This is a genomic window from Plantibacter sp. VKM Ac-2876, from assembly GCF_015350715.1.
GTDB classification, from domain to species: domain Bacteria; phylum Actinomycetota; class Actinomycetes; order Actinomycetales; family Microbacteriaceae; genus Plantibacter; species Plantibacter auratus.
Map to the genome: position 1 here is coordinate 288,685 of NZ_JADKSI010000001.1, position 21,201 is coordinate 309,885.

The 21,201-nt window shown below is 71.4% G+C and carries 18 protein-coding genes; 9 read left to right on the forward strand and 9 right to left on the reverse strand.

Annotated elements, in window-relative coordinates; all coding sequences use genetic code 11:
• Positions 1 to 47: 47 nt before the first annotated feature.
• Genes ITJ62_RS01330 through ITJ62_RS01340 form a run of 3 tightly spaced genes read right to left on the reverse strand, consistent with a single transcriptional unit; the run spans position 48 to position 2,819 of the window.
• Positions 48 to 1,163, reverse strand: coding sequence for a beta-propeller fold lactonase family protein (locus ITJ62_RS01330; protein ID WP_194599382.1), 1,116 nt, complete (start codon positions 1,161 to 1,163; stop codon positions 48 to 50).
• Between the two features lie 42 nt (positions 1,164 to 1,205).
• Complete coding sequence (locus tag ITJ62_RS01335) at positions 1,206 to 1,517, reverse strand: winged helix-turn-helix transcriptional regulator (RefSeq protein WP_194599383.1); 312 nt, start codon at positions 1,515 to 1,517, stop codon at positions 1,206 to 1,208.
• A gap of 15 nt (positions 1,518 to 1,532) precedes the next feature.
• Positions 1,533 to 2,819, reverse strand: coding sequence for an adenylosuccinate synthase (locus tag ITJ62_RS01340; protein ID WP_064295554.1), 1,287 nt, complete (start codon positions 2,817 to 2,819; stop codon positions 1,533 to 1,535).
• A 252-nt stretch (positions 2,820 to 3,071) separates the two neighbouring features.
• Here ITJ62_RS01340 and ITJ62_RS01345 point away from each other — a divergent pair, with 252 nt between their 5' ends.
• The gene (locus ITJ62_RS01345) at positions 3,072 to 3,824 is read left to right on the forward strand and encodes an HAD-IIB family hydrolase (protein ID WP_121291558.1); all 753 of its coding nucleotides are present in this window, start codon (positions 3,072 to 3,074) and stop codon (positions 3,822 to 3,824) included.
• 50 nt (positions 3,825 to 3,874) lie between these two features.
• Here the strand turns inward: ITJ62_RS01345 and ITJ62_RS01350 are convergent, their stop codons facing one another.
• Positions 3,875 to 4,333: a DUF3151 domain-containing protein gene (locus ITJ62_RS01350; protein ID WP_338000141.1), complete on the reverse strand. Its 459-nt coding sequence runs from the start codon at positions 4,331 to 4,333 to the stop codon at positions 3,875 to 3,877.
• Positions 4,334 to 4,476: 143 nt separating this feature from the next.
• Between ITJ62_RS01350 and ITJ62_RS01355 the strand changes: the two genes are divergently transcribed.
• From ITJ62_RS01355 to ITJ62_RS01365, 3 genes are all read left to right on the forward strand, one after another.
• Complete coding sequence (locus tag ITJ62_RS01355; protein WP_194599384.1) at positions 4,477 to 5,172, forward strand: TetR/AcrR family transcriptional regulator; 696 nt, start codon at positions 4,477 to 4,479, stop codon at positions 5,170 to 5,172.
• A complete protein-coding gene (locus ITJ62_RS01360; RefSeq protein ID WP_194599385.1) occupies positions 5,162 to 5,818 on the forward strand; it encodes a hypothetical protein in 657 nt (218 codons plus the stop codon). The genes ITJ62_RS01355 and ITJ62_RS01360 overlap by 11 nt, the downstream gene beginning before the upstream one ends.
• Before the next feature lie 70 nt (positions 5,819 to 5,888).
• Positions 5,889 to 7,766 carry a YhgE/Pip domain-containing protein gene (locus tag ITJ62_RS01365; protein WP_194599386.1) on the forward strand — a complete coding sequence of 626 codons (1,878 nt, stop codon included), beginning with the start codon at positions 5,889 to 5,891 and terminating at the stop codon, positions 7,764 to 7,766.
• A 430-nt stretch (positions 7,767 to 8,196) separates the two neighbouring features.
• Here ITJ62_RS01365 and ITJ62_RS01370 read toward each other — a convergent pair whose 3' ends face one another.
• Positions 8,197 to 8,517, reverse strand: coding sequence for a hypothetical protein (locus ITJ62_RS01370; RefSeq protein WP_194599387.1), 321 nt, complete (start codon positions 8,515 to 8,517; stop codon positions 8,197 to 8,199).
• Between the two features lie 247 nt (positions 8,518 to 8,764).
• On the reverse strand, positions 8,765 to 9,370 hold the full coding sequence (locus tag ITJ62_RS01375) for a TrmH family RNA methyltransferase (RefSeq protein ID WP_137243139.1): 606 nt from the start codon (positions 9,368 to 9,370) through the stop codon (positions 8,765 to 8,767).
• A 170-nt stretch (positions 9,371 to 9,540) separates the two neighbouring features.
• Between ITJ62_RS01375 and ITJ62_RS01380 the strand changes: the two genes are divergently transcribed.
• Together ITJ62_RS01380 and ITJ62_RS01385 are read left to right on the forward strand one after the other, a co-directional pair.
• Positions 9,541 to 10,338 (forward strand): HAD-IIA family hydrolase, encoded by a 798-nt coding sequence (locus ITJ62_RS01380; RefSeq protein ID WP_079705004.1) that lies wholly within the window; start codon positions 9,541 to 9,543, stop codon positions 10,336 to 10,338.
• Between the two features lie 61 nt (positions 10,339 to 10,399).
• Positions 10,400 to 11,440 carry a zinc-dependent alcohol dehydrogenase family protein gene (locus ITJ62_RS01385; protein WP_194599388.1) on the forward strand — a complete coding sequence of 347 codons (1,041 nt, stop codon included), beginning with the start codon at positions 10,400 to 10,402 and terminating at the stop codon, positions 11,438 to 11,440.
• 24 nt (positions 11,441 to 11,464) lie between these two features.
• Here the strand turns inward: ITJ62_RS01385 and ITJ62_RS01390 are convergent, their stop codons facing one another.
• The 3 genes from ITJ62_RS01390 to ITJ62_RS01400 form a co-directional block, all read right to left on the reverse strand.
• Complete coding sequence (locus ITJ62_RS01390) at positions 11,465 to 15,136, reverse strand: hypothetical protein (protein WP_194599389.1); 3,672 nt, start codon at positions 15,134 to 15,136, stop codon at positions 11,465 to 11,467.
• Entirely contained in the window at positions 15,136 to 15,684 is a 549-nt protein-coding gene (gene pyrE / locus ITJ62_RS01395; RefSeq protein WP_175116436.1) for an orotate phosphoribosyltransferase, read from the reverse strand. The genes ITJ62_RS01390 and pyrE overlap by 1 nt, the downstream gene beginning before the upstream one ends.
• Before the next feature lie 162 nt (positions 15,685 to 15,846).
• Entirely contained in the window at positions 15,847 to 17,403 is a 1,557-nt protein-coding gene (locus tag ITJ62_RS01400) for an amino acid permease (RefSeq protein WP_079705000.1), read from the reverse strand.
• A gap of 239 nt (positions 17,404 to 17,642) precedes the next feature.
• On the opposite strand from ITJ62_RS01400, the gene ITJ62_RS01405 reads away from it, so the two are divergent.
• The 3 genes from ITJ62_RS01405 to ITJ62_RS01415 are packed head-to-tail and all read left to right on the forward strand — an operon-like array spanning position 17,643 to position 21,185.
• Complete coding sequence (locus ITJ62_RS01405) at positions 17,643 to 19,010, forward strand: glutamine synthetase family protein (protein WP_079704999.1); 1,368 nt, start codon at positions 17,643 to 17,645, stop codon at positions 19,008 to 19,010.
• The gene (locus tag ITJ62_RS01410; protein WP_194599390.1) at positions 18,997 to 19,833 is read left to right on the forward strand and encodes a gamma-glutamyl-gamma-aminobutyrate hydrolase family protein; all 837 of its coding nucleotides are present in this window, start codon (positions 18,997 to 18,999) and stop codon (positions 19,831 to 19,833) included. Before ITJ62_RS01405 ends, ITJ62_RS01410 begins: the two co-directional genes overlap by 14 nt.
• The gene (locus ITJ62_RS01415) at positions 19,830 to 21,185 is read left to right on the forward strand and encodes an aldehyde dehydrogenase family protein (RefSeq protein WP_194599391.1); all 1,356 of its coding nucleotides are present in this window, start codon (positions 19,830 to 19,832) and stop codon (positions 21,183 to 21,185) included. The genes ITJ62_RS01410 and ITJ62_RS01415 overlap by 4 nt, the downstream gene beginning before the upstream one ends.
• Positions 21,186 to 21,201 lie beyond the last annotated feature (16 nt).

Below are 21,201 nucleotides of genomic sequence, written 5' to 3' on the forward strand. Positions count from 1 at the left end.
TTCCACCGTATCCGGTGACGGGCGTCGCGCGAGGACCGGTCTCGCGGTCAGGCGAGGATGAGGCAGGTGGGCGAACCGGCGTCGAGCGTCCCGAGGAGCGTCGTCGGGACGCCCGTGCGCTCGTCGAGCCGGAAGCTCGCGATGGAGTTCGACAGCTGGTTCGCGACGTGCAGGAAGCGACCCGACTCCCGGTGGTGGCGCGGCATCGTCCCGCCACACTCGACGTCGGCCACGGCCTCGACCCGCGAACCGTCGCCGGTGACGCGCAACGTCGTGATGCGGTCGCTCCCGCGGACGCCGACGTGCAGCTGCTCGCGCGAGGCGGCGAGGCTGATCTCGGCACCCGTGTCCCCCTCGGACACGCCCTCCGAGGTCGCGACGGTCGCCGCGAGGATGTGCCAGTGCCCGTCGGTGCCGTCCACACCGAGCGTGAAGACCTCGACCGAGTACTCGGTGATGACGTGGAGGTGCCCGCTCGGGTGGACGACGAGGTGTCGCGGACCCGTGCCGCGCGGGAACACGACGGTGTGGTCGAGCACCAACCGCGACCCACGGAGCTGCCAGATGCGGACCGTGTCGTGGCCGAGGTCGGTGGTCGCGATGCGGCCGTCCGGGAGGAGCGCCGAGGCGTGCGCGCGCGACGGTCGGGACGGCAGGGCCTCGCCGACAGCGGCCTCCAGCGCGAGCAGCGTGAGCGCGTCCTCGCCCGCGTCCGCGGACTCCGCAGCGACCGCGGTGGGCGACGCCCAGGGGTCGACGGACGCCTCGCCGAGACGCGGGTCGCCGGCGAACGCCGCGTTCTCCGCGAGCGGGACGGTCACGACCCGACCGTCGCCGTAGCAACTCGCGATGAGCATGTCAGCACCGGGGACCGTCGCGACGTGGCACACCGAGTCGCCGGCTTCGATGGGCTTGCCGAACGGGGCGAGCCCGAACTCTCCGGAACGTTTGAACGCTTCGACGGCGCCGGTCGACTCGCTGGCGGCGTAGACGATCGGCAGCGTCGGGTGCAGGGTCAGGAAGGACGGCGACTGCGCCTCCGACGACTGCACGAGGCGGAGGGTGCCCGCCTCGTCCTGGCGCAGCAGGCTGATGCCGGCACCGGTGCCGTCGGCCTCCGAGGTGTAGGAACCGAGCAGGAGGTAGGGGTTGTCGTCGCTCACCCCCACAGTCTCCCACCTGCGCCGTCTCACCCCGGCGCCCGCTCAGGAGATGCGGCGGGCGCGGACGCCGGCCGCGTACTCCTTCGGGGTCATGCCGATCGCCTCACGCACGATCCGGATGAGCGTCGCGCGGGTGATGCCGAGGGCGTTCGCGAGGGTGACCAACGAGAGGTCGGGATCGTCGTCGAGGGTCGCCAGAGCGCGCCGGACCCGAGGGTCGAGCGCACCGGCGTCGCGCTGGGCACGCACCGCCGGCCGAGGCCTGACCTCACCGCTCGTGAGCTCCTCGACCGGTGGCAGCCCGGGCAGGGACGGCTGACTGGATTCGTCCACCATGGCGCGTTCGACGCTCATCGTTCACTACTCGGGTCAGTCGACGAGGTCGTGACGCACGACGATCGCGTCGCGGCCGGGACCGACGCCGATCGCGGAGATGCGCGAACCGCTCATCGCCTCGAGCGCCAGCACGTAGTCCTGGGCGTTCTTCGGCAGGTCCTCGAAGCGGCGGACACCGGTGATGTCCTCCTGCCAGCCGGGGAACTCCTCGTAGATCGGGACGGCGTGGTGGAAGTCGGTCTGCGAGACCGGCACCTCGTCGACCCGGACACCGTCGACCTCGTAGGCGACGCACACCGGGATGGTGGCGAGGTCGTCGAGGATGTCGAGCTTCGTCAGGACGAAGTCGGTGACGCCGTTGATGCGCGCCGCGTACCGGGCGATCGGGGCGTCGTACCAGCCGACGCGACGCGGCCGGCCGGTCGTCGTGCCGAACTCGAAGCCCTTCGAGCGGAGGTAGTCGCCGGACTCGTCGAACAGCTCGGTCGGGAACGGGCCGGCGCCGACGCGGGTCGTGTAGGCCTTGACGATGCCGATGACGCGGTCGAGGCGGTTCGGGGCGACACCGGAGCCGGTGGCCGCACCACCCGAGGTCGCGTTGGAGGAGGTGACGAAGGGGTAGGTGCCGTGGTCGACGTCGAGCATCGTGGCCTGGCCACCCTCGAAGAGGACGATCTTGCCGTCATCGAGCGCCTCGTTCAGCACGAGCGCGGTGTCCGCCACCATCGGGCGGAGCCGCTCGGCGTAGGCGAGGAGGTCGGCCACGATCTCGTCGACCGTGATGGCGCGGCGGTTGAAGACCTTGACCAGCAGGTGGTTCTTCTGGTCGAGGGCGCCTTCGACCTTCTGGCGCAGGATGTTCTCGTCGAAGAGGTCCTGGATGCGGATGCCGACGCGGTTGATCTTGTCGGCGTAAGCCGGGCCGATGCCACGGCCGGTGGTACCGATCTGGCGCTTGCCGAGGAAGCGCTCCGTCACCTTGTCGATGGTGCGGTGGTACTGGGTGATGACGTGCGCGTTGGCGCTCACGAGGAGCCGTGAGACATCGATGCCGCGGGCCTGGAGCGCCTCGAGCTCGTGGAACAGCACCTCGATGTCGATGACGACACCGTTGGAGATGACGGGGACGACGCCGCTCGTCAGGATGCCGGACGGCAGGAGGTGGAGCGCGTACTTCTCGTCACCGATGACGACCGTGTGCCCCGCGTTGTTGCCGCCGTTGAACTTCACGACGTAGTCGATGCGGTCACCGAGCAGGTCGGTGGCCTTCCCCTTGCCTTCGTCGCCCCACTGGGCGCCGACGATCACGATTGCTGGCATCTGGATGCCGCCCCTTCCGGATTCTCGTGTGCCCGGCGGATCCGCTGGGGAACCACGCCCTGACAGGCCGGACGCCCACCCTCTGCGGGCGGGCGTCTCGTGCACGCACCCCTCCATCGTACCGGAGGAGGGTCACGGGCACCGAGTCCCAGGCTGCGCTCGATACCATGAGGGGATGTTCAGGCCTCGGGCGGCCGTCCTGCCTGCCGATCGCCCTCGACGACCGTCCTCTCGACCGACCGAACGGAACCCATGACCTCCCTGCCGCGCCTCGTCGCCTTCGACCTCGACGACACCCTCGCCCCGTCGAAGTCCGCGCTCGACCCTCGCATGGCCGAACTGTTCGTCGCGCTCCTCGAACGCACCTCGGTGTGCATCATCTCGGGCGGCCAGATCGTGCAGTTCCAGAACCAGGTGCTCGACCGGCTCGGAGCCGCGTCGCCCGAGGCCCTCGGCCGACTGCACCTCATGCCCACCTGCGGCACCCGGTACGACCGCTTCGACGGCACCGCGTGGGTCACCGTCTACAAGCACGACCTCACCGACGACCAGAAGGCCCGCGCCATGGGCGCGCTCGAGACCGAGGCCAAGCGACTCGGTCTCTGGGCCGACGAGACCTGGGGACCGATCCTCGAGGACCGCGGCTCGCAGATCACCTTCTCCGCCCTCGGGCAGGCCGCGCCGGTCGCCGAGAAGACCGCCTGGGACCCCGACGGCGCGAAGAAGGAGTCGCTGCGCGCCGCCGTACAGGCGCTGCTCCCCGACCTCGAGGTCCGATCCGGCGGCTCGACCTCCGTCGACATCACCATGGCGGGCGTCGACAAGGCGTTCGGCATGACGCGGCTCGCCGAGCACACGGGCATCCCGCTGGACGAGATGGTCTTCGTCGGCGACCGTCTCGACGAGGGCGGCAACGACTACCCGGTCCTCGCGCTCGGGGTGCCGTCGGTGGCCGTCCACGGCTGGCAGGACACCGCGGCGTACCTGGAGTCGCTCGGACTGTAGGGCGTCGGTGGCCGCTGAGCCGCGCCCCGGTCCCTGAGCCTGTCGAAGGGCTAGTCGGAACCGAGGATGACGATCGCGGAGGTCGGCGGGGCCGCCGCCGCGACGAGGTACTCGATCTCCTCGGACGCGGTGGGGTCGGCCTCGCGCAGGAAGGTGTCGAGACGCTCGACCTCTTCGGTCTCGCCGATCGCCTTCGCGGAGCGGCGGAGCGCGTAGAGCGAGCGCAGCACACCGCGGTTCGGCGCGTGCGACCACGGGATCGGGCCCTGACCGCGCCAGCCGGCGGCACGGAGCGAGTCCAGGCCGCGGTGGTACCCGACCCGAGCGGCCGCGTAGCCGGGGATCGGCGACTGGGGGTCGTGGACCGCATCGGCGAGGAGTGCCCAGCCGAGCGAGGAGCGGGGGTGGGCCGCGAGGAGGTCCGCCAGCGCCTCGATCGAACCGACGGCCGCGTGGAACTCGGCATCGGTGGCGCTGTCGTCCGGCAGCAGTGTCGGAGGGGTTGCCATCAGATTCTCACCGGTCATCGTTCAACCATAGCTCCGTTCCCAGGCCCTGGCGTGGGAGGAAGCTGGCAGCCCTCGCTGAGAGCTCGCCGCATCCGCCAACATCGATATTGCACACCGCTGTGCAAGATAGTACGATCGCTGTCATGACCACCACCCAAGCGCCTGCGAGCGGGTCGCGCGCCCCTCGTCGCGACGCCGCCGAGAACCGGGTCGCGCTGCTCGAAGCCGCCCGCCTGGCGCTCCGCAGCGACCCCGACGCCAGCCTCGAGACCATCGCGGCGGCCGCCGGCCTCACCCGCCGTTCGGTGTACGGACACTTCGCCACGCGCGACGAGCTCGTGAACGCCGTCGTCGTGGCGGGGGCCGAGCGCGTCGCCTCGTCGATCACGGCCGTCCGAGGCGAGGACCCGCTCACCACCATCGCGCTCATCGGCGACGTCCTCTGGGCCCAGGTGGACCACGTCCGCATCATGGCGCCGCTCGCCGTCCGCGGGCCACTCCGCGCGGTCACGGCAGCAGCCCTCGAACCCGTTCGGACCCTCCTCCTCCGCACCGTCGAGGCCGGTGTCGCGGACGGCTCCATCCGCCCCGACATCGACGCCGGCGTCCTCGCCCGACTCGTCGAGAGCACGGCCGTCGGGGTGCTCGAAGAGGCGACCCGGTCCGGCCTCTCGACGAGCGCCGGACGCCGCCTCGTCATGCTCGCCACCCTCGGGGCGGTCGGCCTGTCGTGGCAGGACGCCACGGCGGTCGCCGACCGCGCCGACACCGGACACGCAGACACCCACCGCCACACCACCGGCACCGGTACGAACGAGGAGTCCTCCCATGCGCGTTGAACTCGACGGCGTCTCCAAGGGCAAGGGCGGCATCGTCCTCGAGCCGACCTCCCTCTCCTTCCGGACGGGCGAGGCGACCTTCGCCCGCGCCGAGACCGAGCAGCGGCCGACCGTCCTCGGCCTCATCGCCTCCGGCCGGATGAAGCCCGACACCGGGACCGTCCTCGTCGACGGAGCGACCGACCGCAAGACGATGCGCCGCGCGATCGCCCTCATCGACGCGCCCGACGTCTCCGAACCGGCCAGCGGCGTCGCGGTCTCCGGCGTCGTCGCCGAGGAGCTCATGTTCGCCGGCCGGGCGAGCCACCCCTTCGCCGTCGCGCGGTTCCTCGAGTCGCTCGACCTCGCGCACCTCGCGAAGCAGCCGATCTCGACCGTCGCGCCGACCGACCGCGTGCGGCTCCTCACCGAGCTCGCGGTCCTCCGGGAGGACGTCACCGCGCTCGTCCTCGTCTCCCCCGACCGCCACGGCGGCGACCCGCTCGAGTGGTGGAACCTCGCCCGCAAGCTCGCCGCCCGCGGCTACGGCGTCCTCGTGATCGCCGGCGACGCTTCGGCGACCGCCATCAACGCCACCGCCGATGCCCCGGTGTCCGAGAACGCCACGGACGAACTCGTCCCCCTCTTCCAGCAGGACTGGTCGTGACGCACACCGTGCATCACGACCGTCCAGCCCTCCCCTCATCCCGCACCACCCGTCCCCAGAAGGACCTCCTGTGAAGATCTTCGCGATGATCCGCGCCGAACTGTCCCGCCTGTGGGCCACGCCCATGTCGCGGCTCGCCCTCATCGCCCTCATGTGCGTCCCGCTGCTCTACGGCGGCCTGTACCTCTGGGCGAATCAGGACCCGTACGCCAAGCTCGACCAGGTGCCCGTCGCGCTCGTCGTCGAGGACACCGGTGCGCCGGCGACCGACGACACGACCGGCGACGCGACCGGCGAGACGGAGAACTACGGCGACGACATCGCCGACCAGCTCATCGAGGACGGCTCGTTCGCCTGGCACGAGGTCAGCGCGGCCGACGCCGCCCGGGGCGTGAACGACGGGACCTTCGACTTCAGCGTGACGATCCCCGCCGACTTCTCGACCTCCCTCACCTCCGCGTCGGGCGACGCCCCGCAGCAGGCGACGGTCCAGCTCACGACGAACGACGCCAACAGCTACCTGGCGACGACGATCGGCGAGCAGGCCGTCAAGCAGATCAAGGCGACCATCGTGCAGACGGTCAACCGCCAGGCAGCGGGCCGGTTCCTCATCGCGCTCGACACGATCAAGACGAAGCTCGTCGACGCCACCTCAGGCGCGACGCAGCTGGCCGACGGTGCACAGCAGGCCTTCGACGGCGCCGGGACCGCCCAGGCGGGAGCGGCGACCCTCGCGTCCGGCACCGCGCAGATCGCCGCAGGGACGGCCAGCCTGCCCTCGCAGACCGATCAGCTGGCCTCGGGTGCCGAGCAGGTCGCGTCCGGGACGTCGACCCTCGCCGGCAAGGGTGACGAGGTCGGAGCAGCCGCCCAGCGACTCGTCGACTCGATCCCCACGGCCCGCGCGCAGATCTCCCAGACGCTCGCGGAGAACGGCTTCACCCCCGAGCAGATCGCCCAGGTGCTGGCACTGCTCGACCCGGTGGCCGCCGACGCCACGACGGCGAACGAGCGCGTCCAGACCGTCGTCTCGCAGGTCGACCAGCTCAACAGTGGTGCCCAGCAGGTCGCCGGGGGCGCCCGGACCCTGAGCGACGCCATGCCCGCGCTCGCCTCGGGGACGCAGCAGGCCGCCGACGGTGCCGCATCGCTGCAGACCGGCCTCACGAGCCTGCAGACGGGCCTCGGCACCCTCCGTGACGGCATCGTCACCCTCCGCGACGGTCTGCAGTCCGGCGCGGACGCCATCCCCGCGACCACGGCGGACTCCCGCGAACTCCAGGCCAAGACGATCGCCGATCCGGTCAAACTGACCAACTCCTCGGTGACGAGCGCGGGCACCTACGGCGCAGGACTCGCCCCGTTCTTCGTCAGCCTCGCCGCCTGGATCGGCATCTACGCGCTCTTCCTCATCGTCAAGCCGGTGTCGCGGCGTGCGATCACGGCGCTCCACAGCCCTATCAAGGTGACCGTCGCCGGTTGGCTCACGCCGGGCCTCCTCGGGACGATCCAGATGGTCGCGCTGTTCGGGATCCTCGCCGGCGCCCTGCACTTCGAGGTCCACAACCCGCTCGCGACCTACGGGATGATGGCGCTCGCGTCGCTCACCTTCGCGGCGATCATCCTGACACTCAACGTGTGGTTCGGCAGCGTCGGGCAGTTCCTCGGCCTCGTGCTCATGGTCGCCCAGCTCGTCACCGCCGGCGGGACGTTCCCGTGGCAGACGCTCCCGGCGCCGCTCGCGGCCCTGCATCACGTGCTCCCGATGTCCTACGCGGTCGACGGCATGCGCCAGTTGATGTACGGCGGACGGATGGACGCCGCGCTGCAGGACGCCGGGGTCCTGCTCGCCTGGCTGGCGATCGCGCTGAGCCTCTCGGCGATCGGCGTGACGCGGATGACGCACGCCAGGACGCTCCGCGACCTCCGGCCGAGCCTCATCGGCTAGGCACCGGTCGAGCGCGCAGGAGCCCGCGCAGGAGCGTCGTCCTCGGGTGGGACGACGCTCCGGCGCGTGTGGTCCGCCTGCTGCGCGCGACGCCCATTCGGGTCGGGCATCGTTCGACGTCGGCGTCTGAGCGCCGCGTCGATCCGGGTTCGGGTCCGCCCGACAGCGTTGCACTCCCTTGAGTGATCGTCCGGAGGCGCGATCATGACGCGGAACGCGGCAGATTCTCCGAAACGTCGTCGGGCCACCCGAAGGACCGGCGTTCGTGCGCGGCGGAGACCCCGCCGTCGCACCCCGGAAACACCGGAGGCCGCCGGGAGTGGGGGGACTCCCGGCGGCCACCGGTGCGACGGAACGGGCGCGTTCCGTCTGGAGCAGCTGAGCGTCGTGGTTCGGGCCACGGCGATCAGGTGCGGGTGCAACGCGCTGATCAGCTGGAGAGCAGCGACGCCTCCTCGCGCTGTTCGGCGAGCATCCGACGACGAGTCGCGAAAGCGGCTCCGGCCCCCCAGATGAGGAGCGAGGCGAACAACGCACCGGCCGGAGCGATGAGCTCGCTCGAGCCGGTCTGCGTCGCACTGATCGAGCTCGACGCCTCGTCGACCCGGGCGTCGGCCTGAGCCGGCGCGGCGACGCCGACGATGAGGGCGACCGCGAGGGCTGCGGGGACGGCGAGCGCGGCGACGCCACGGACCTTGGACGGGTGGGTTCCTCGTTCGGGCGAGACTCCCAGGGCAGAGCGGTGCTTCATCTTCGATTCATCCTTCGGGTGACCGCCGATTCGCACCGCACGGATTCGGGTCCGTGCGGTGGCCCTCGGTGGCTTCGGGTGCCGGAGGGATTCGGGTTCAGCGGTGGAGTGTTGCTCCGCTAGACAGTATGCCGGGCAGTGTCGGCACTTTGGGGGACCACGGGGTCAATTGAGGGAATCTTGAGGTGTTCCTGAGGTACGCGCAGGCGTGCCGTTCGAAACCACCCGCGGACGGGGGCCAACCCGATCAGGAGGCGTCGAAGGAGACGTGCTGCATGACCCAGGCATGCATCGCGACGGCTGCCGCCGCGGAGGCGTTGATCGACCTCGTCGACCCGAACTGGGTGATCTCGAGCACTGCGTCGGCCGCGGCGAGCGCCTCCGGTGAGAGCCCCGGCCCCTCTTGTCCGAAGAGCAGGAGGCACCGCTCGGGGAGCCTGAACGTCTCGATCGGGACCGACCCCGGCACGTTGTCGATCGCGATGATCGGCAGCTCGGCCGCCGACGCCCAGGCGACGAGCGCCGCGACGTCGACGTGGTGCTCGACGTGCTGGTAGCGGTCGGTCACCATGGCTCCGCGCTTGTTCCAGCGACGGCGTCCGACGATGTGGACGGTGTCGGCGGCGAACGCGTTGGCGGTGCGCACGATCGACCCGATGTTCATGTCGTGCTGCCAGTTCTCGATGGCGACGTGGAACGGGTGGCGGTGGTCGTCGATGTCGGCGACGATTGCCTCCATCGACCAGTAGCGGTAGCGGTCGACGACATTCCGGGTGTCGCCGTCGCGCAGCAGCTCGGGGTCGTACCAGGGGTCGTCCGGCCACTCCCCCTGCCATGGACCGACGCCGGCCATCGGGCTCTCGGCCTGATCGGGGCCGACGACCGGGTCGTCCGGGTGGAGCGGGGTCTCTGGCACCAGCCAACCCTACCCGCGCCGTGCCACACTGGAGGTCCGGGCCCGACGCCGCGCCACCCCCGCGGCGCAGCGCTCGCGCAGCCCGCACGGAGCACCTGGAGGAACGCATGTCACGACGCGACGAGGTCGAATGCTGGCTCACCGACATGGACGGCGTGCTCGTCCATGAGAACCACGCCCTCCCGGGTGCCGCCGCGCTCCTGCAGCAGTGGCAGGACCAGCGGACGCCCTTCCTGGTGCTCACCAACAACTCGATCTTCACCCCGCGCGACCTGAGCGCCCGACTGCGCGCTTCCGGGCTCGACGTGCCCGAGGAGTTCATCTGGACCTCCGCGCTCGCGACGGCCGCCTTCCTGGCCGAGCAGGAGCCGGGCGGCTCGGCGTTCGTCATCGGGGAGGCCGGGATCACCACGGCCATCCACGAGGCCGGCTTCACCATGACGGAGACGAACCCCGACTACGTGGTCGTCGGCGAGACCCGCAACTACTCGTTCGAGGCGATCACCAAGGCGATCCGCCTCATCGCCGGCGGCGCACGCTTCATCGTGACGAACCCGGACGCGACCGGACCGAGCAAGGACGGCCCGCTTCCCGCGACCGGCGCCATCGCGGCCCTCATCACGAAGGCCACCGGCATGGAGCCGTACGTCGTCGGCAAGCCGAACCCGATGATGTTCCGATCGGCGCTCAACAAGATCGGCGCCCACTCGGAGAACACCGGCATGATCGGCGACCGCATGGACACCGACATCGTCGCGGGCATCGAGGCCGGTCTCCACACGATCCTCGTGCTCACGGGCATCAGCGACGAGGCAGAGATCAACCGCTACCCGTTCCGTCCGAACGAGATCCTGAGCGGCGTCATCGACCTCGTGAAGACGGAGCCCGTCGAGGTCGAGATCTAGGCCCTCCCGCCACCACCAGCCCCACCGATCCATTCCGCCCCGCCACGCACCGAGGACTTCCATGCGCGCCGTCGTCTACGACCAGTTCACCGCCGAGCCCGAGGTCCGCGACGTCGCGGATCCGGCGCCGTCCGACGCCGGCGTCGTGGTGCGGGTGGAGACCACAGGGCTCTGCCGGAGCGATGCGCACGGCTGGCTCGGGCACGACGACGGGATCGCCCTCCCCCACGTGCCCGGCCACGAACTCGTCGGGCGCATCCACGCCGTCGGCCCAGCCGTCGAGCGGTTCCGCGTGGGCGACCGCGTCACGGTGCCGTTCGTGTGCGCGTGCGGACGCTGCGCCCAGTGCCTCGCAGGCAACGGGCAGGTCTGCCCGAACCAGACGCAGCCGGGCTTCACGCACTGGGGTTCCTACGCGGAGCTCGTCGCCCTGCACGATGCGGACGTCAACCTCATCCCGGTGCCCGAGTCCCTCGACGCCGGCGCCGCCGCCCTCCTCGGGTGCCGCTTTGCGACGGCCTTCCGCGGGCTCGTCCACCGCGCCGGGCTCCGCAGCGGGGAGCGCCTGCTCGTCGTCGGCTGCGGCGGCGTCGGGCTGAGCGCGGCCATGATCGGCGTCGCGCTCGGTGCCGAGGTCATCGCAGTCGACATCGACGCCTCGGCCCTCGCGCGTGCGGCGTCGATCGGCGTCACGTACACGATCGATTCGAGCGGGCTCGACGAGGCCGCCGTCCTCGCGCGCATCGCCGAAGCCGCGCCGGCGGGCGTGCAGGTGTCGGTCGAAGCCCTCGGGCGCGAGTCCACGATGCGCCTCAGCCTCCTCGCGCTGGCACCGATGGGCCGTCAGGTGCAGATCGGGCTGTTCTCGAGCGAACCGACACTCCCGCTGCCGCGCATCATCTCGCAGGAGCTGTCGCTCCACGGCAGCCACGGCATGCCGGCGTCCGACTACTCGGAGCTGCTCGACCTCGTCGCGAGCGGCGCGCTGCGCCCGCAGGACCTCATCGAACACCGCATCGGCCTCGACGAGGCACCGGCAGCACTCGTCGCCCTGGCGTCCGGCGACCGCTCGACGGGTGTGACCGTCATCGACGTCGCCTGACCCGCGTCGGCGTCAGGTGCGTCGTCAGAGGGTGTCCGGGGCTCCGGCCGTCGACCATCCTGCGGAGGCGCTCGGCGGCGTGGCGTCCGCAGCCGCGCCGGCCGCGTTCGCGGCACCGACGAGCGTTCCGAAATAGAACGCGAGCAGGAGCAGCACGGCTGCGCCCAGGCCGACGACCGCCCAGAGCAGCGCCTTCGGGATGCCCTGATCCGCGTGCTCTCCGCGGTATTCGGGGAGGTCGCGGTCGGGAGCGGACTGCGTGGCCTGAGGCGGCAAGGTGGCACCGACGATGCCCGCGGCCGCGGCCGGGGTCGTGAGCGCGCTCGCGCCGTCGAGTTCCGGGAACGCGACCGTCTCGCCGGGGAGCGCGGCCGGGGCCGTCTGCGGCACGTTCGCGACCGGCCCCTGCGAGGGGACGGCGGCGGCGTGTGCGCCGAAGACGGACACCGAGGCGGGGACCACGGGTGTGGGCGCGGTGTTCGAGGCGAGGTCGGGCTCGGCATCCGAGGAGGTGTGCGAAGCGCTGTCGTCGTCTCCGGCAGCGTGGGCCCCGTTTCGTCGTGACCCGCCGGTGACGTCGTCGGGGTCCGTGCCGTCGACATCGGTACCGTCGGCTGCGACGAGGCCCGGGTTGGGGGCGAGCGGGAGATCAGGGTCGGCGATCGCGTCGGCCTGGAGCGACCAGCCGCCCTCGGCGGCGAAGGCGTCGGCGAGCGACCGTGCCGAGGCCGCCTCGGCCGTGGTGGCGTCTGGCTGATCGGACGGCTCCGACGGGGCGACCGTGGCCGAGCCGTCGGCCCGCTCGGTGTCGGCGGGCGGCGTGGCAGCCGGCTCACCGTCGGTCGCGGCGTCATCGGCCGGGGCGACCTGGACCGCGTCCGTCTCGGGTCCGAGGTCGAACAGCGACTCGAGCCGCAGTTCCTCGCTGACCGGCTCGGGCTCGCCGACCGGCTCGAAGTCGGTCGAGCCCTCGTCGTCGAGTGGGGCATCGGACGCGGCGGGATCCGTGGTGGGTTCGGTCGCACCGTCAGCGACTGCGCCGTCCGGCACGAACGACGGCAGCGGTGTGACGCCCGCCGCAGCGAGTGGGACGGCGTCGAACTCGACGATCTCCTCGTCGAACTCGTCGTCGAGCTCCTCCGGGTCGACGGCGAACGCCGGGGTCTCGGAAGCGGGAGTCCCGGTGACGGGGGTCGGTGCCGTCTCGGGAGCGGAGTCGGCGTCGCGGTCGTCCGAGGTCTCCGAGTCGTCGGAGTCGTCGCCCGAGCCGGGGCCTGAAGCGGCACCGGCAGCGGTCGCGGCCCCTGCAGCGGCGAGGCCACCGGCCGCGACGGCTGCGTCGAACCCACCGAGCGACAGCGTCGGGAAGAGGTCGACCGTGTCGTTCGCGGCGGGGACGATCGGTGCGGCGTCCGGCGCGGAGCTGTCGGTCTGGGTCGCGTCGTCGGTCCAGCTGGCGAACTCGTCACCGGGTCCGTCGACGAGCGGACGACCGAGCGTGACGGCGGCGAGGCCCGGAGCGAAGGGCTGGACGTCGCCGGCGATGAACGCGGCATCGGGCACCTCGCCCTCGAGCGCGAGCTCCGAGGGGGACTCCGCACTCACGGCTGACGACTCGGCGCCCTCCCACTCCACCGGCGGGACCGGGATGGGCTGGGTCGTGGGAGCCGCGTGCACGAGCGGGTCGAGGGCGTCGTTCGGCGCGAGGTCCCACACGAACGGTGCGGTGCCGAAGGGGCTGACCGTGGGCTCGGGTTGCACGCCGTCGAGAGAGATGAGCTCCGTGATGGAACGCTCGGCCTTCGGGGTCGGCGGGCCGAAGGCCGGGGGGACGTCGGCGGTGTCCGTCGCGTCGTCGTCGACCGGCGCATCGTCACGGCCGAGCTCGGCGTCCGTGTCGGTGTCGGGTGTCGGCGCCGGAGGAACGGCTGCGGCTGCTGCTGCGGCTGCGGCACCCGCCAGGGCAGAGAAGCCCGGACCGCCGAGGCTGTCGAACGGCCGCGTCTCATCGAGCGGCTCGGCGTCGACGTCGGGGACCGTCTCGGGCCACGGGACGTCGGCTGGTGAGGTCGGCTCCGCTGCACTCGCGGGCGACGCCGCCGCGACCGTGTCCCAGCGGAACGGTGCCGCGGGGGTGATCGGCTCGGAGGCGACGATGCCGTCGGACGCGGGCTCGGGGTCCGAGTCGGCGGTCGGCTCGACCGGCTCGCTCGCGGCCGGAGACGTCGCCTCATCGGTGGCGACGACGGCGACGGACTCGTCCGCGGTGTCGACCTGCTGGGGCGCCTCCTCGACCGGCTCCGCCTGCGGGTCCTCGGACGGCTGCTCGTCCGGTGCCGCCGGCGCGGCGCCGAACGTCTCACCGAACGGTTCCGTCAACCAGGCCAGCGGATCCGTGCGCGGTGCGGAGGCCTCGGCAGTCGCCGGCTCGGCGGTCCAGACGTCGTCGGCAGCTGCTTCATCGGCAGCTGCTTCGTCGGCCGGGGTTTCGTCGGGTCGCGCGGCGGTGGGCGCCGAAGCGTCGATCGTCGTGTCACGGACCTCGACGGTCTCGCCACCGAGGACGTCGTCGCCGAACGTCTCGGAGAGGCTCCAGGAGCCCTCCGGGAGATCGTCGTCCTGCACCTCGGTGTCGGGTGTCGTCGCGGAGCCGGACGGCACGTCGCGGTCCGCGGCGGCGGGCGTCGGCGTCACCGGCGGGGTGGTGGGCGGCTGCGGTGCGGCGGGAGTGCCGCCGGCGGGCGTCGAGGTGGAGGTCGTCGCGGCGGTCTCTTCCGCTTCGACCGCGGCCCAGGCCGCCGGGTCGTCGGCTGCGAGCGCTCGGGCCGTGGGCAGGACGGCCGTCGAGACGTCCTCCGCGGCCACTGGAGCGGCGTCGGTGTCGTCGCTGCCGCCGAGGCTCCAGGGCTCGTCGTCGACCGGTGGCAGGACGACCGGGTTCGTGGGCGCGGGCCGGAAGGTGCCGGCGGGCGCGTGCTGGAGGACGGAGTCGGTGTCGACCGTCAGCTCGTTGCGGGCGGGCGGGACCGGCGATGCCGGCGCAGGGGTCGGCGGGACGACCGGGAGTTCGAGGGCGTTCGGGTGACGCAGACCCTCCGACCGGACGGGAGCAGCCTCGGGCATCGGGTCGGCCGGGGCTGCAGGCGTGGCGGGTGCTGCTGGCTCCGCGCTGGGTGCATCCGGCGTCGGCGGCGCCGAGACCGGTGTGGTGTCGTCGGCCGGGTTCGGCACCTGGCTCTGCCACCAGGCGAGGAGTTCGGTCTCGCTCGCGAATTCACCGGGAGCAGAGGCCGGGGCGGCGGGGGTCGGCTCGACGGCAGCGGGCGCCTGTTCGACGGGTGCGGGCAGCGGCTCGACCGGAGCCCGCGTCGGCTCAGCGGCCGGTGGAGCCACGGGCGCATCCGGCACGGACGGGACGGACCACTGGGGCTCTGCCGGGACCGGCGCGGTCACCGGCGAAGCAGCGGCCTGGGCATCGGAGTCGCCGACGACCGGGAGGACGCGCGTCCGGTCGTCGTCGTCGTCGGGCACCGGAGCGACGGCTGCCGACGGCTGCTCGTCGACCGCGTCGGTGTCGGGCTGAGTCTCGATCGCCTCCGTGTCGTCGGCGTCGAGCTGCGAGAGCAGCCAATCGGTTCCGTCCGCGGGTTCGTCCGGCAGCCCGGGCCCGCCGCGTCCGGTTCCGTCGCCGGACATCAGACGAGTCCCAGGTCTTCCAGGCCGATCGCGGCCAGGTACTGGTAGCCCGCGGCCTCGATGATCTCGCGGGCGCCGGTCGCGCGGTCGACGACGACGGCGACGGCGACCACCTCGGCTCCGACCTTCTCGAGCGCTTCGGCCGCCTTGAGCGGTGAACCGCCGGTGGTCGAGGTGTCTTCCAGCACGATCACGCGCTTGCCCTGGAGGTCGGGGCCCTCGACCTGCTTGCCGCGGCCGTGGTCCTTCGGCTCCTTGCGGACGACGAACGCGTCGTACGTGAGTCCGCGAGCGGCACCCTGGTGCAGGATCGCGGCGGCCACCGGGTCGGCACCCATGGTGAGGCCACCGACCGCGAAGACGTCGGGGACGTCGGCGATGAGGTCGATCATGACCTGCCCGATGAGGGGCGCGACGCGGTGGTCGAGGCTCACCTTGCGGAGGTCGACGTAGTACGTCGCTTTCTTGCCGCTCGTCAGGGTGAAGTCACCGTGGAACACGGCTTCCGCCGAGATGTGGTCAATGAGCTGAGCTCGTGCGTCCGTCACGTCGACGAGTCTACAAGCTGTGACCCCCATCGCCGCAGTCGCCCGGATGGGGGCGGTCCGCATCTCCGACGCAGGAGAGCCCCGGCGTGTCGGGCACGACTCGCCGGGGCTCGGGGACGCGACGCCGCCACCGGTCTGCGTCGGGGCGGCTGCGTCCGGGGGTCAACGCGCGGTGCCGGAGCCCGGGTCCTCGGGACGGTCGGCTGCGAGCAGCTCCGCCTCGGTCGCGCCGCCGTAGCCGTCCGTCTCCGGGTCGCCGTGCAGGCCGCCGGAGACCGCGTACTCCTCCTCGGGTGACATGACGAGCCGGTGGCGACCCCAGACCGCGAAGGCGACCAGCATGACGACGTAGACGACGACGATCGCGATGATCGCCGGGAGGAACGTCGGGTTGAGCAGGAAGCCGACGAAGATGAGCGCGGCGATGACGGCCGCGATGACCGCCCCCGGCACACCCCAGGGGCTGCGGTAAGGCCGCTTGGCGTTCGGGAACTTCTTCCGCAGCAGCAGGAACGCGATCATCTGCATGAGGTACGCGAGCACCGCACCCCAGACCGCGATGTTCAGCACGATCGCCCCGGCGACGCCGCCCGATCCGCCGGCCGCGTCGACGATGAGCAACGCGATGAACCCGATGATCGCCCCGGCCACGAGGGCCACCCACGGCGTCTGCCGCTTGCCGGTGAGGGAGAGGAACCGCGGGTAGTACCCGGCGCGGGACAGCGAGTACATGTTGCGACCGTAGGCGAACATGATGCCCTGCAGCGAGGCGAGGAGCCCGATGAGGGCGAAGAGGGCGAGGACCGCCGCCGCACCGTCACCGACGATGGCCCGGAAGCCGTCGAGCAGGGGCTCCCCTGCCGTCCCGGTCGCCTCGGCACCGATGACGCCGGTGTTGAGGAACAGCACGAGCAGACCGGTGACGATCAGGGTTCCACGAGCCCAGAACCCGGCCTTCGGGATGTCGCGCACCGGGTTGTGGGACTCCTCCGCCGCGAGCGGCAGCTCCTCGATGCCGAGGAAGAACCACATCGCGAAGGGCAGGGCGAACAGGATCGGGAGGACGCCGTGCGGCAGGAACTCGGTCTGGCCCGCGTCGGGGGCGATGTCGAACAGGTTGGCCCAGGCGAACTGGCCGGAGAAGATCGCCATCGCGGAGAAGACGAGCAGGATGCCGATGGAGATGATCGAGACGACGATCGCGAAGCGGAAGGAGATGCTCGCGCCGGCGGAGTTGAGCGCGATGAACGCGACGTACAGGATCGCCCACCACACGGGCGACGGCATGGAGAAGCCGAGCAGCTCGCTCGTGATGGCGTCGGCGTAGGAGGCCGAGAAGTACACGATCACGGCCGTGGTCGCGACGTACTCGATGGTCTCCGCGAGGCCGGTCACGAACCCGCCGAGCGGTCCCATCGCCGCTCTCGCGAAGGAATAGGCCCCGCCGGTGTGCGGCATCGCCGCGGCCATCTCCCCGATCGAGAAGATCATGCCGTAGTACATCGCGACGAGGATGACGAAGGCGATGAGCATGCCGCCGAACCCGGCGAAGTCGATGCCGAAGTTCCAGCCGGAGAAGTCGCCGGAGATGACCGCCGCGACTGCGAGGCCCCAGAGGCCCCACACCCCGGCGGACCGCTTCAGGCTGCGTTTCTCGAAGTACCCCTCGCCGGCCGCGGTGTAGGTCACCCCGGAGATCTTGCGCGTGTCGTCAGCCATCGATGCGTCCTGTCGCTCGGGTTGCGCGCTCGTCGGGCTCGCACAACGTCCTCAGATTCGGTTGGCCCGACTCTAGGACCTGCAATGGTCGCGTGTACATACCTTTGTGGGGAAATCCATCTTGGAAATGCTTCGATCAGCCGGAGGTGCTGTGATGTAATGGTCGGGTTCGCGACCTTTCAGTTCTCCATCGAGGCAGAACGCCGACGACGGGTCCCCCGGATCAACGAGGAGCTGCCATGCACCCACGCTCAGGAAACCTGACGCTCGAGGAGCTCACGACGGCCGTCGCCGCGCGCGAGATCGACACCGTGATCCTCGCGTTCACCGACATGCAGGGCCGACTCGTCGGCAAGCGCGTCTCGGCCCGCCTCTTCGTCGAGGACGTCGCCGAGCACGGGGCGGAGTGCTGCAACTACCTGCTCGCGGTCGACGTCGAGATGAACACGGTCGACGGCTACGCGATGTCGAGTTGGGAACGCGGCTACGGCGACATGGCGATGATCCCCGACTTCTCCACGCTCCGCCGCGTGCCCTGGCTGCCGGGCACGGCCCTCGTCACCGCGGACCTCCAGTGGCTCGACGACGCCCCGGTGGTCGCTTCACCCCGTCAGATCCTCATCGCCCAGCTCGAGCGGCTCGCCGAACGCGGCCTCGTCCCGTTCGTCGGCACGGAGCTCGAGTTCCTCGTCTTCGACGACACCTTCCGGGAGGCCTGGGCGAAGGACTACACGAAGCTGACCCCCGCCACCGACTACAACATCGATTACGCGATCCTCGCCTCGACCCGCATGGAGCCGCTGCTGCGCGACATCCGCAACGCCATGGACGGCGCCGGCATGTACTGCGAGGGTGTCAAGGGCGAGTGCAACCTCGGGCAGCAGGAGATCGCGTTCCGCTACGACCACGCCCTCGTCACCTGCGACAACCACTCGATCTACAAGAACGGGGCGAAGGAGATCGCCGACGCCCACGGCAAGAGCCTCACGTTCATGGCGAAGTTCGACGAACGCGAGGGCAACAGCTGCCACATCCACATCAGCCTCCGCGGCGAGGACGGTTCGGCCGTGTTCGCGGACCCCGACGCGCCCGACGGCATGTCGAAGCTCTTCCGGCACTTCCTGGCCGGGCAGCTCGCCGCGATGCGCGAGCTGACGATGTTCTTCGCCCCGAACATCAACTCCTACAAGCGCTACGTCGACGGCAGCTTCGCCCCGACGGCCGTCGCCTGGGGACACGACAACCGCACGTGCTCACTCCGGGTCGTCGGCAGGGGGCTCGGCATGCGCGTCGAGAACCGGGTGCCGGGTGGCGACGTCAACCAGTACCTCGCCGTCGCCGCGCTCATCGCCGCCGGACTGCACGGCATCGAGAACGAACTGGAGCTCGAGGACCCGACCAGCGGCAACGCCTACACGGGCGGTGCGCCCCGCGTCCCGACGTCACTCCGGGAGGCGGCCGAGCTCTTCTCGCAGTCGACGATCGCCCGCGAGGCCTTCGGCGACGAGGTCGTCGACCACTACCTGAACTTCGCGAAGGTGGAACTCGCCGCCTTCGACGCCGCGGTCACGGACTGGGAGCGGGTGCGCGGCTTTGAACGCCTCTGACCCGAACGTCCCAGCGACCGACCCGCCCGTCTCGAGCGCTCCGCTCATCGGCATCACGACCTACCTCGAGCAGGCCCAGACCGGCGTGTGGGACGTCCCGGCGTCCTTCCTGCCGAAGGTGTACCTCGACGCCGTGACGGATGCGGGTGGGATTGCGGTCCTCCTCCCACCCCAGCCGGTCACCCGAGCGGTGGCCGCATCCGTGCTGGCCCGCCTCGACGGACTCATCGTCTCGGGTGGCGCCGACGTCGACCCCGGCCTGTACGGGCAGGCCGCCCACCCGCGCACGGGTCGGCCACGGACCGACCGGGACGCCTGGGAGGAGGCGCTGCTCACGGCGGCGATCGACGCCGAGCTGCCGTTCCTCGGCATCTGCCGTGGCGCGCAACTGCTGAACGTCGCGCTCGGCGGGACGCTCGTCCAGCACCTCCCCGACCTCGTCGGCGACGACTCCTTCCAGCCCGGCGAGGGCGTCTTCGGGCCGAAGACCGTCGCGATCGACGCCGACTCGCGGCTGGCCGCGCTGCTCCGGCAGGACGACGACGAGCTCGACGTGCACGTCTACCACCACCAGTCGATCGACCGCGTCGCCGACGGACTCGTCGTCACCGCCCGCACCGAGGAGGGCGTCATCGAGGCGGTCGAGCTGCCGACGGTCCCCTTCGGTCTCGCCGTGCAGTGGCACCCCGAGGAGGAGACGGCCGACCGGCGTCTCTTCGCCGGGCTCGTGGACGCCGCGCGTCGACACCGCGACGCCGGGACCACCGCAGGACTCAGCACCAGCACCACACCCGGCACCGAGAGCAGGAGCACCGCACCGTGAGCTACACGATCCTCAATCCGGCGAACGAACACGTCGTCACGACCGTCGAGCACCTCGACCTCGCCGAGACCGACGCCGCCATCGCCCGCGCCGCCGTCGCCCAGCGGGCCTGGGCGGCCGTCAGCCCCGCCGACCGCGCCCAGGCGCTCCGCCGGTTCGCCGCATCGGTCGACGCCGACCGCGAGCACCTCGCGAGCCTCGAGGTCGTCAATTCGGGCCACCCCATCACCCAGGCACGGTGGGAGGCCGGTCACGTCCGCGACGTGCTCGAGTACTACTCCGCGTCACCCGAACGGCTCTTCGGTCAGCAGATCCCCGTCGCCGGGGGCATCGACCTGACCTTCCACGAACCGCTCGGCGTCGTCGGCATCATCACCCCGTGGAACTTCCCGATGACGATCGCCGCCTGGGGGTTCGCACCGGCGCTCGCGGCGGGGAACGCGGTGGTCCTGAAGCCCGCGGAGTGGACGCCGCTGACGAGCATCCGCCTCGGCGAACTCGCCCTCGAGTCCGGACTGCCCGAGGGCCTGTTCCAGGTGTTGCCGGGCCGCGGGTCGGTCGTCGGCGAGCGCTTCGTCACGAACGAGACCGTCCGGAAGGTCGTCTTCACCGGGTCGACCGCCGTCGGCAAGCGCATCATGGCCGGCGCGGCCGAGCAGGTGAAGCGGGTCACCCTGGAACTCGGCGGCAAGAGCGCCAACATCGTGTTCGCGGACGCCGACCTCGAACGCGCGGCGGCCGCCGCCCCGTACGGCGTCTTCGAGAACGCTGGCCAGGACTGCTGCGCCCGGAGCCGGATCCTCGTCCAACGGAGCGTGTACGAGCGGTTCATGGAGCTGCTGGAGCCGGCCGTGCAGGGCGTGGTCGTCGGCGATCCGAACGACGAGGCCACCGAGATGGGACCGCTCGTCTCTGCTCCGCATCTGGCCGCCGTGCGCTCGTACGTGCCCGAGGGTGCCCCGATCGCCTTCACCGGGAGCGCCCCGGACGGCCCGGGGTACTGGTTCGCTCCGACCGTGCTGACGCCCGGCCGCGACGACCGCACCGTCCGGGAGGAGATCTTCGGTCCCGTCGTCGCCGTCCTGCCCTTCGAGGACGAGGCCGACGCCCTCACCCTCGCGAACGACACGGAGTACGGCCTCTCCGGCTCGATCTGGACCCGCGACGTCGGCCGTGCGATGCGGGCCGCTCGAGCGGTGGAGTCGGGCAACCTGTCCGTCAACTCCCACTCCTCCGTCCGCTACTCCACCCCCTTCGGCGGGTTCAAGCAGTCGGGTCTCGGGCGCGAGCTCGGTCCCGACGCCCCGCTCGCCTTCACCGAGACGAAGAACGTCTTCCTCGCCGTCGACTGAACGACCCGCACCGACC

Coding starts and splice junctions, on each gene's coding strand:
- ITJ62_RS01335 (WP_194599383.1), bottom strand. CDS start 1,517: ATGAGCGTCGAACGCGCCATGGTGGACGAATCCAGTCAGCCGTCCCTG.
- ITJ62_RS01340 (WP_064295554.1), bottom strand. CDS start 2,819: ATGCCAGCAATCGTGATCGTCGGCGCCCAGTGGGGCGACGAAGGCAAG.
- ITJ62_RS01345 (WP_121291558.1), top strand. CDS start 3,072: ATGACCTCCCTGCCGCGCCTCGTCGCCTTCGACCTCGACGACACCCTC.
- ITJ62_RS01350 (WP_338000141.1), bottom strand. CDS start 4,333: ATGGCAACCCCTCCGACACTGCTGCCGGACGACAGCGCCACCGATGCC.
- ITJ62_RS01355 (WP_194599384.1), top strand. CDS start 4,477: ATGACCACCACCCAAGCGCCTGCGAGCGGGTCGCGCGCCCCTCGTCGC.
- ITJ62_RS01360 (WP_194599385.1), top strand. CDS start 5,162: ATGCGCGTTGAACTCGACGGCGTCTCCAAGGGCAAGGGCGGCATCGTC.
- ITJ62_RS01370 (WP_194599387.1), bottom strand. CDS start 8,517: ATGAAGCACCGCTCTGCCCTGGGAGTCTCGCCCGAACGAGGAACCCAC.
- ITJ62_RS01375 (WP_137243139.1), bottom strand. CDS start 9,370: ATGGCCGGCGTCGGTCCATGGCAGGGGGAGTGGCCGGACGACCCCTGG.
- ITJ62_RS01380 (WP_079705004.1), top strand. CDS start 9,541: ATGTCACGACGCGACGAGGTCGAATGCTGGCTCACCGACATGGACGGC.
- ITJ62_RS01385 (WP_194599388.1), top strand. CDS start 10,400: ATGCGCGCCGTCGTCTACGACCAGTTCACCGCCGAGCCCGAGGTCCGC.
- ITJ62_RS01390 (WP_194599389.1), bottom strand. CDS start 15,136: ATGTCCGGCGACGGAACCGGACGCGGCGGGCCCGGGCTGCCGGACGAA.
- ITJ62_RS01400 (WP_079705000.1), bottom strand. CDS start 17,403: ATGGCTGACGACACGCGCAAGATCTCCGGGGTGACCTACACCGCGGCC.
- ITJ62_RS01405 (WP_079704999.1), top strand. CDS start 17,643: ATGCACCCACGCTCAGGAAACCTGACGCTCGAGGAGCTCACGACGGCC.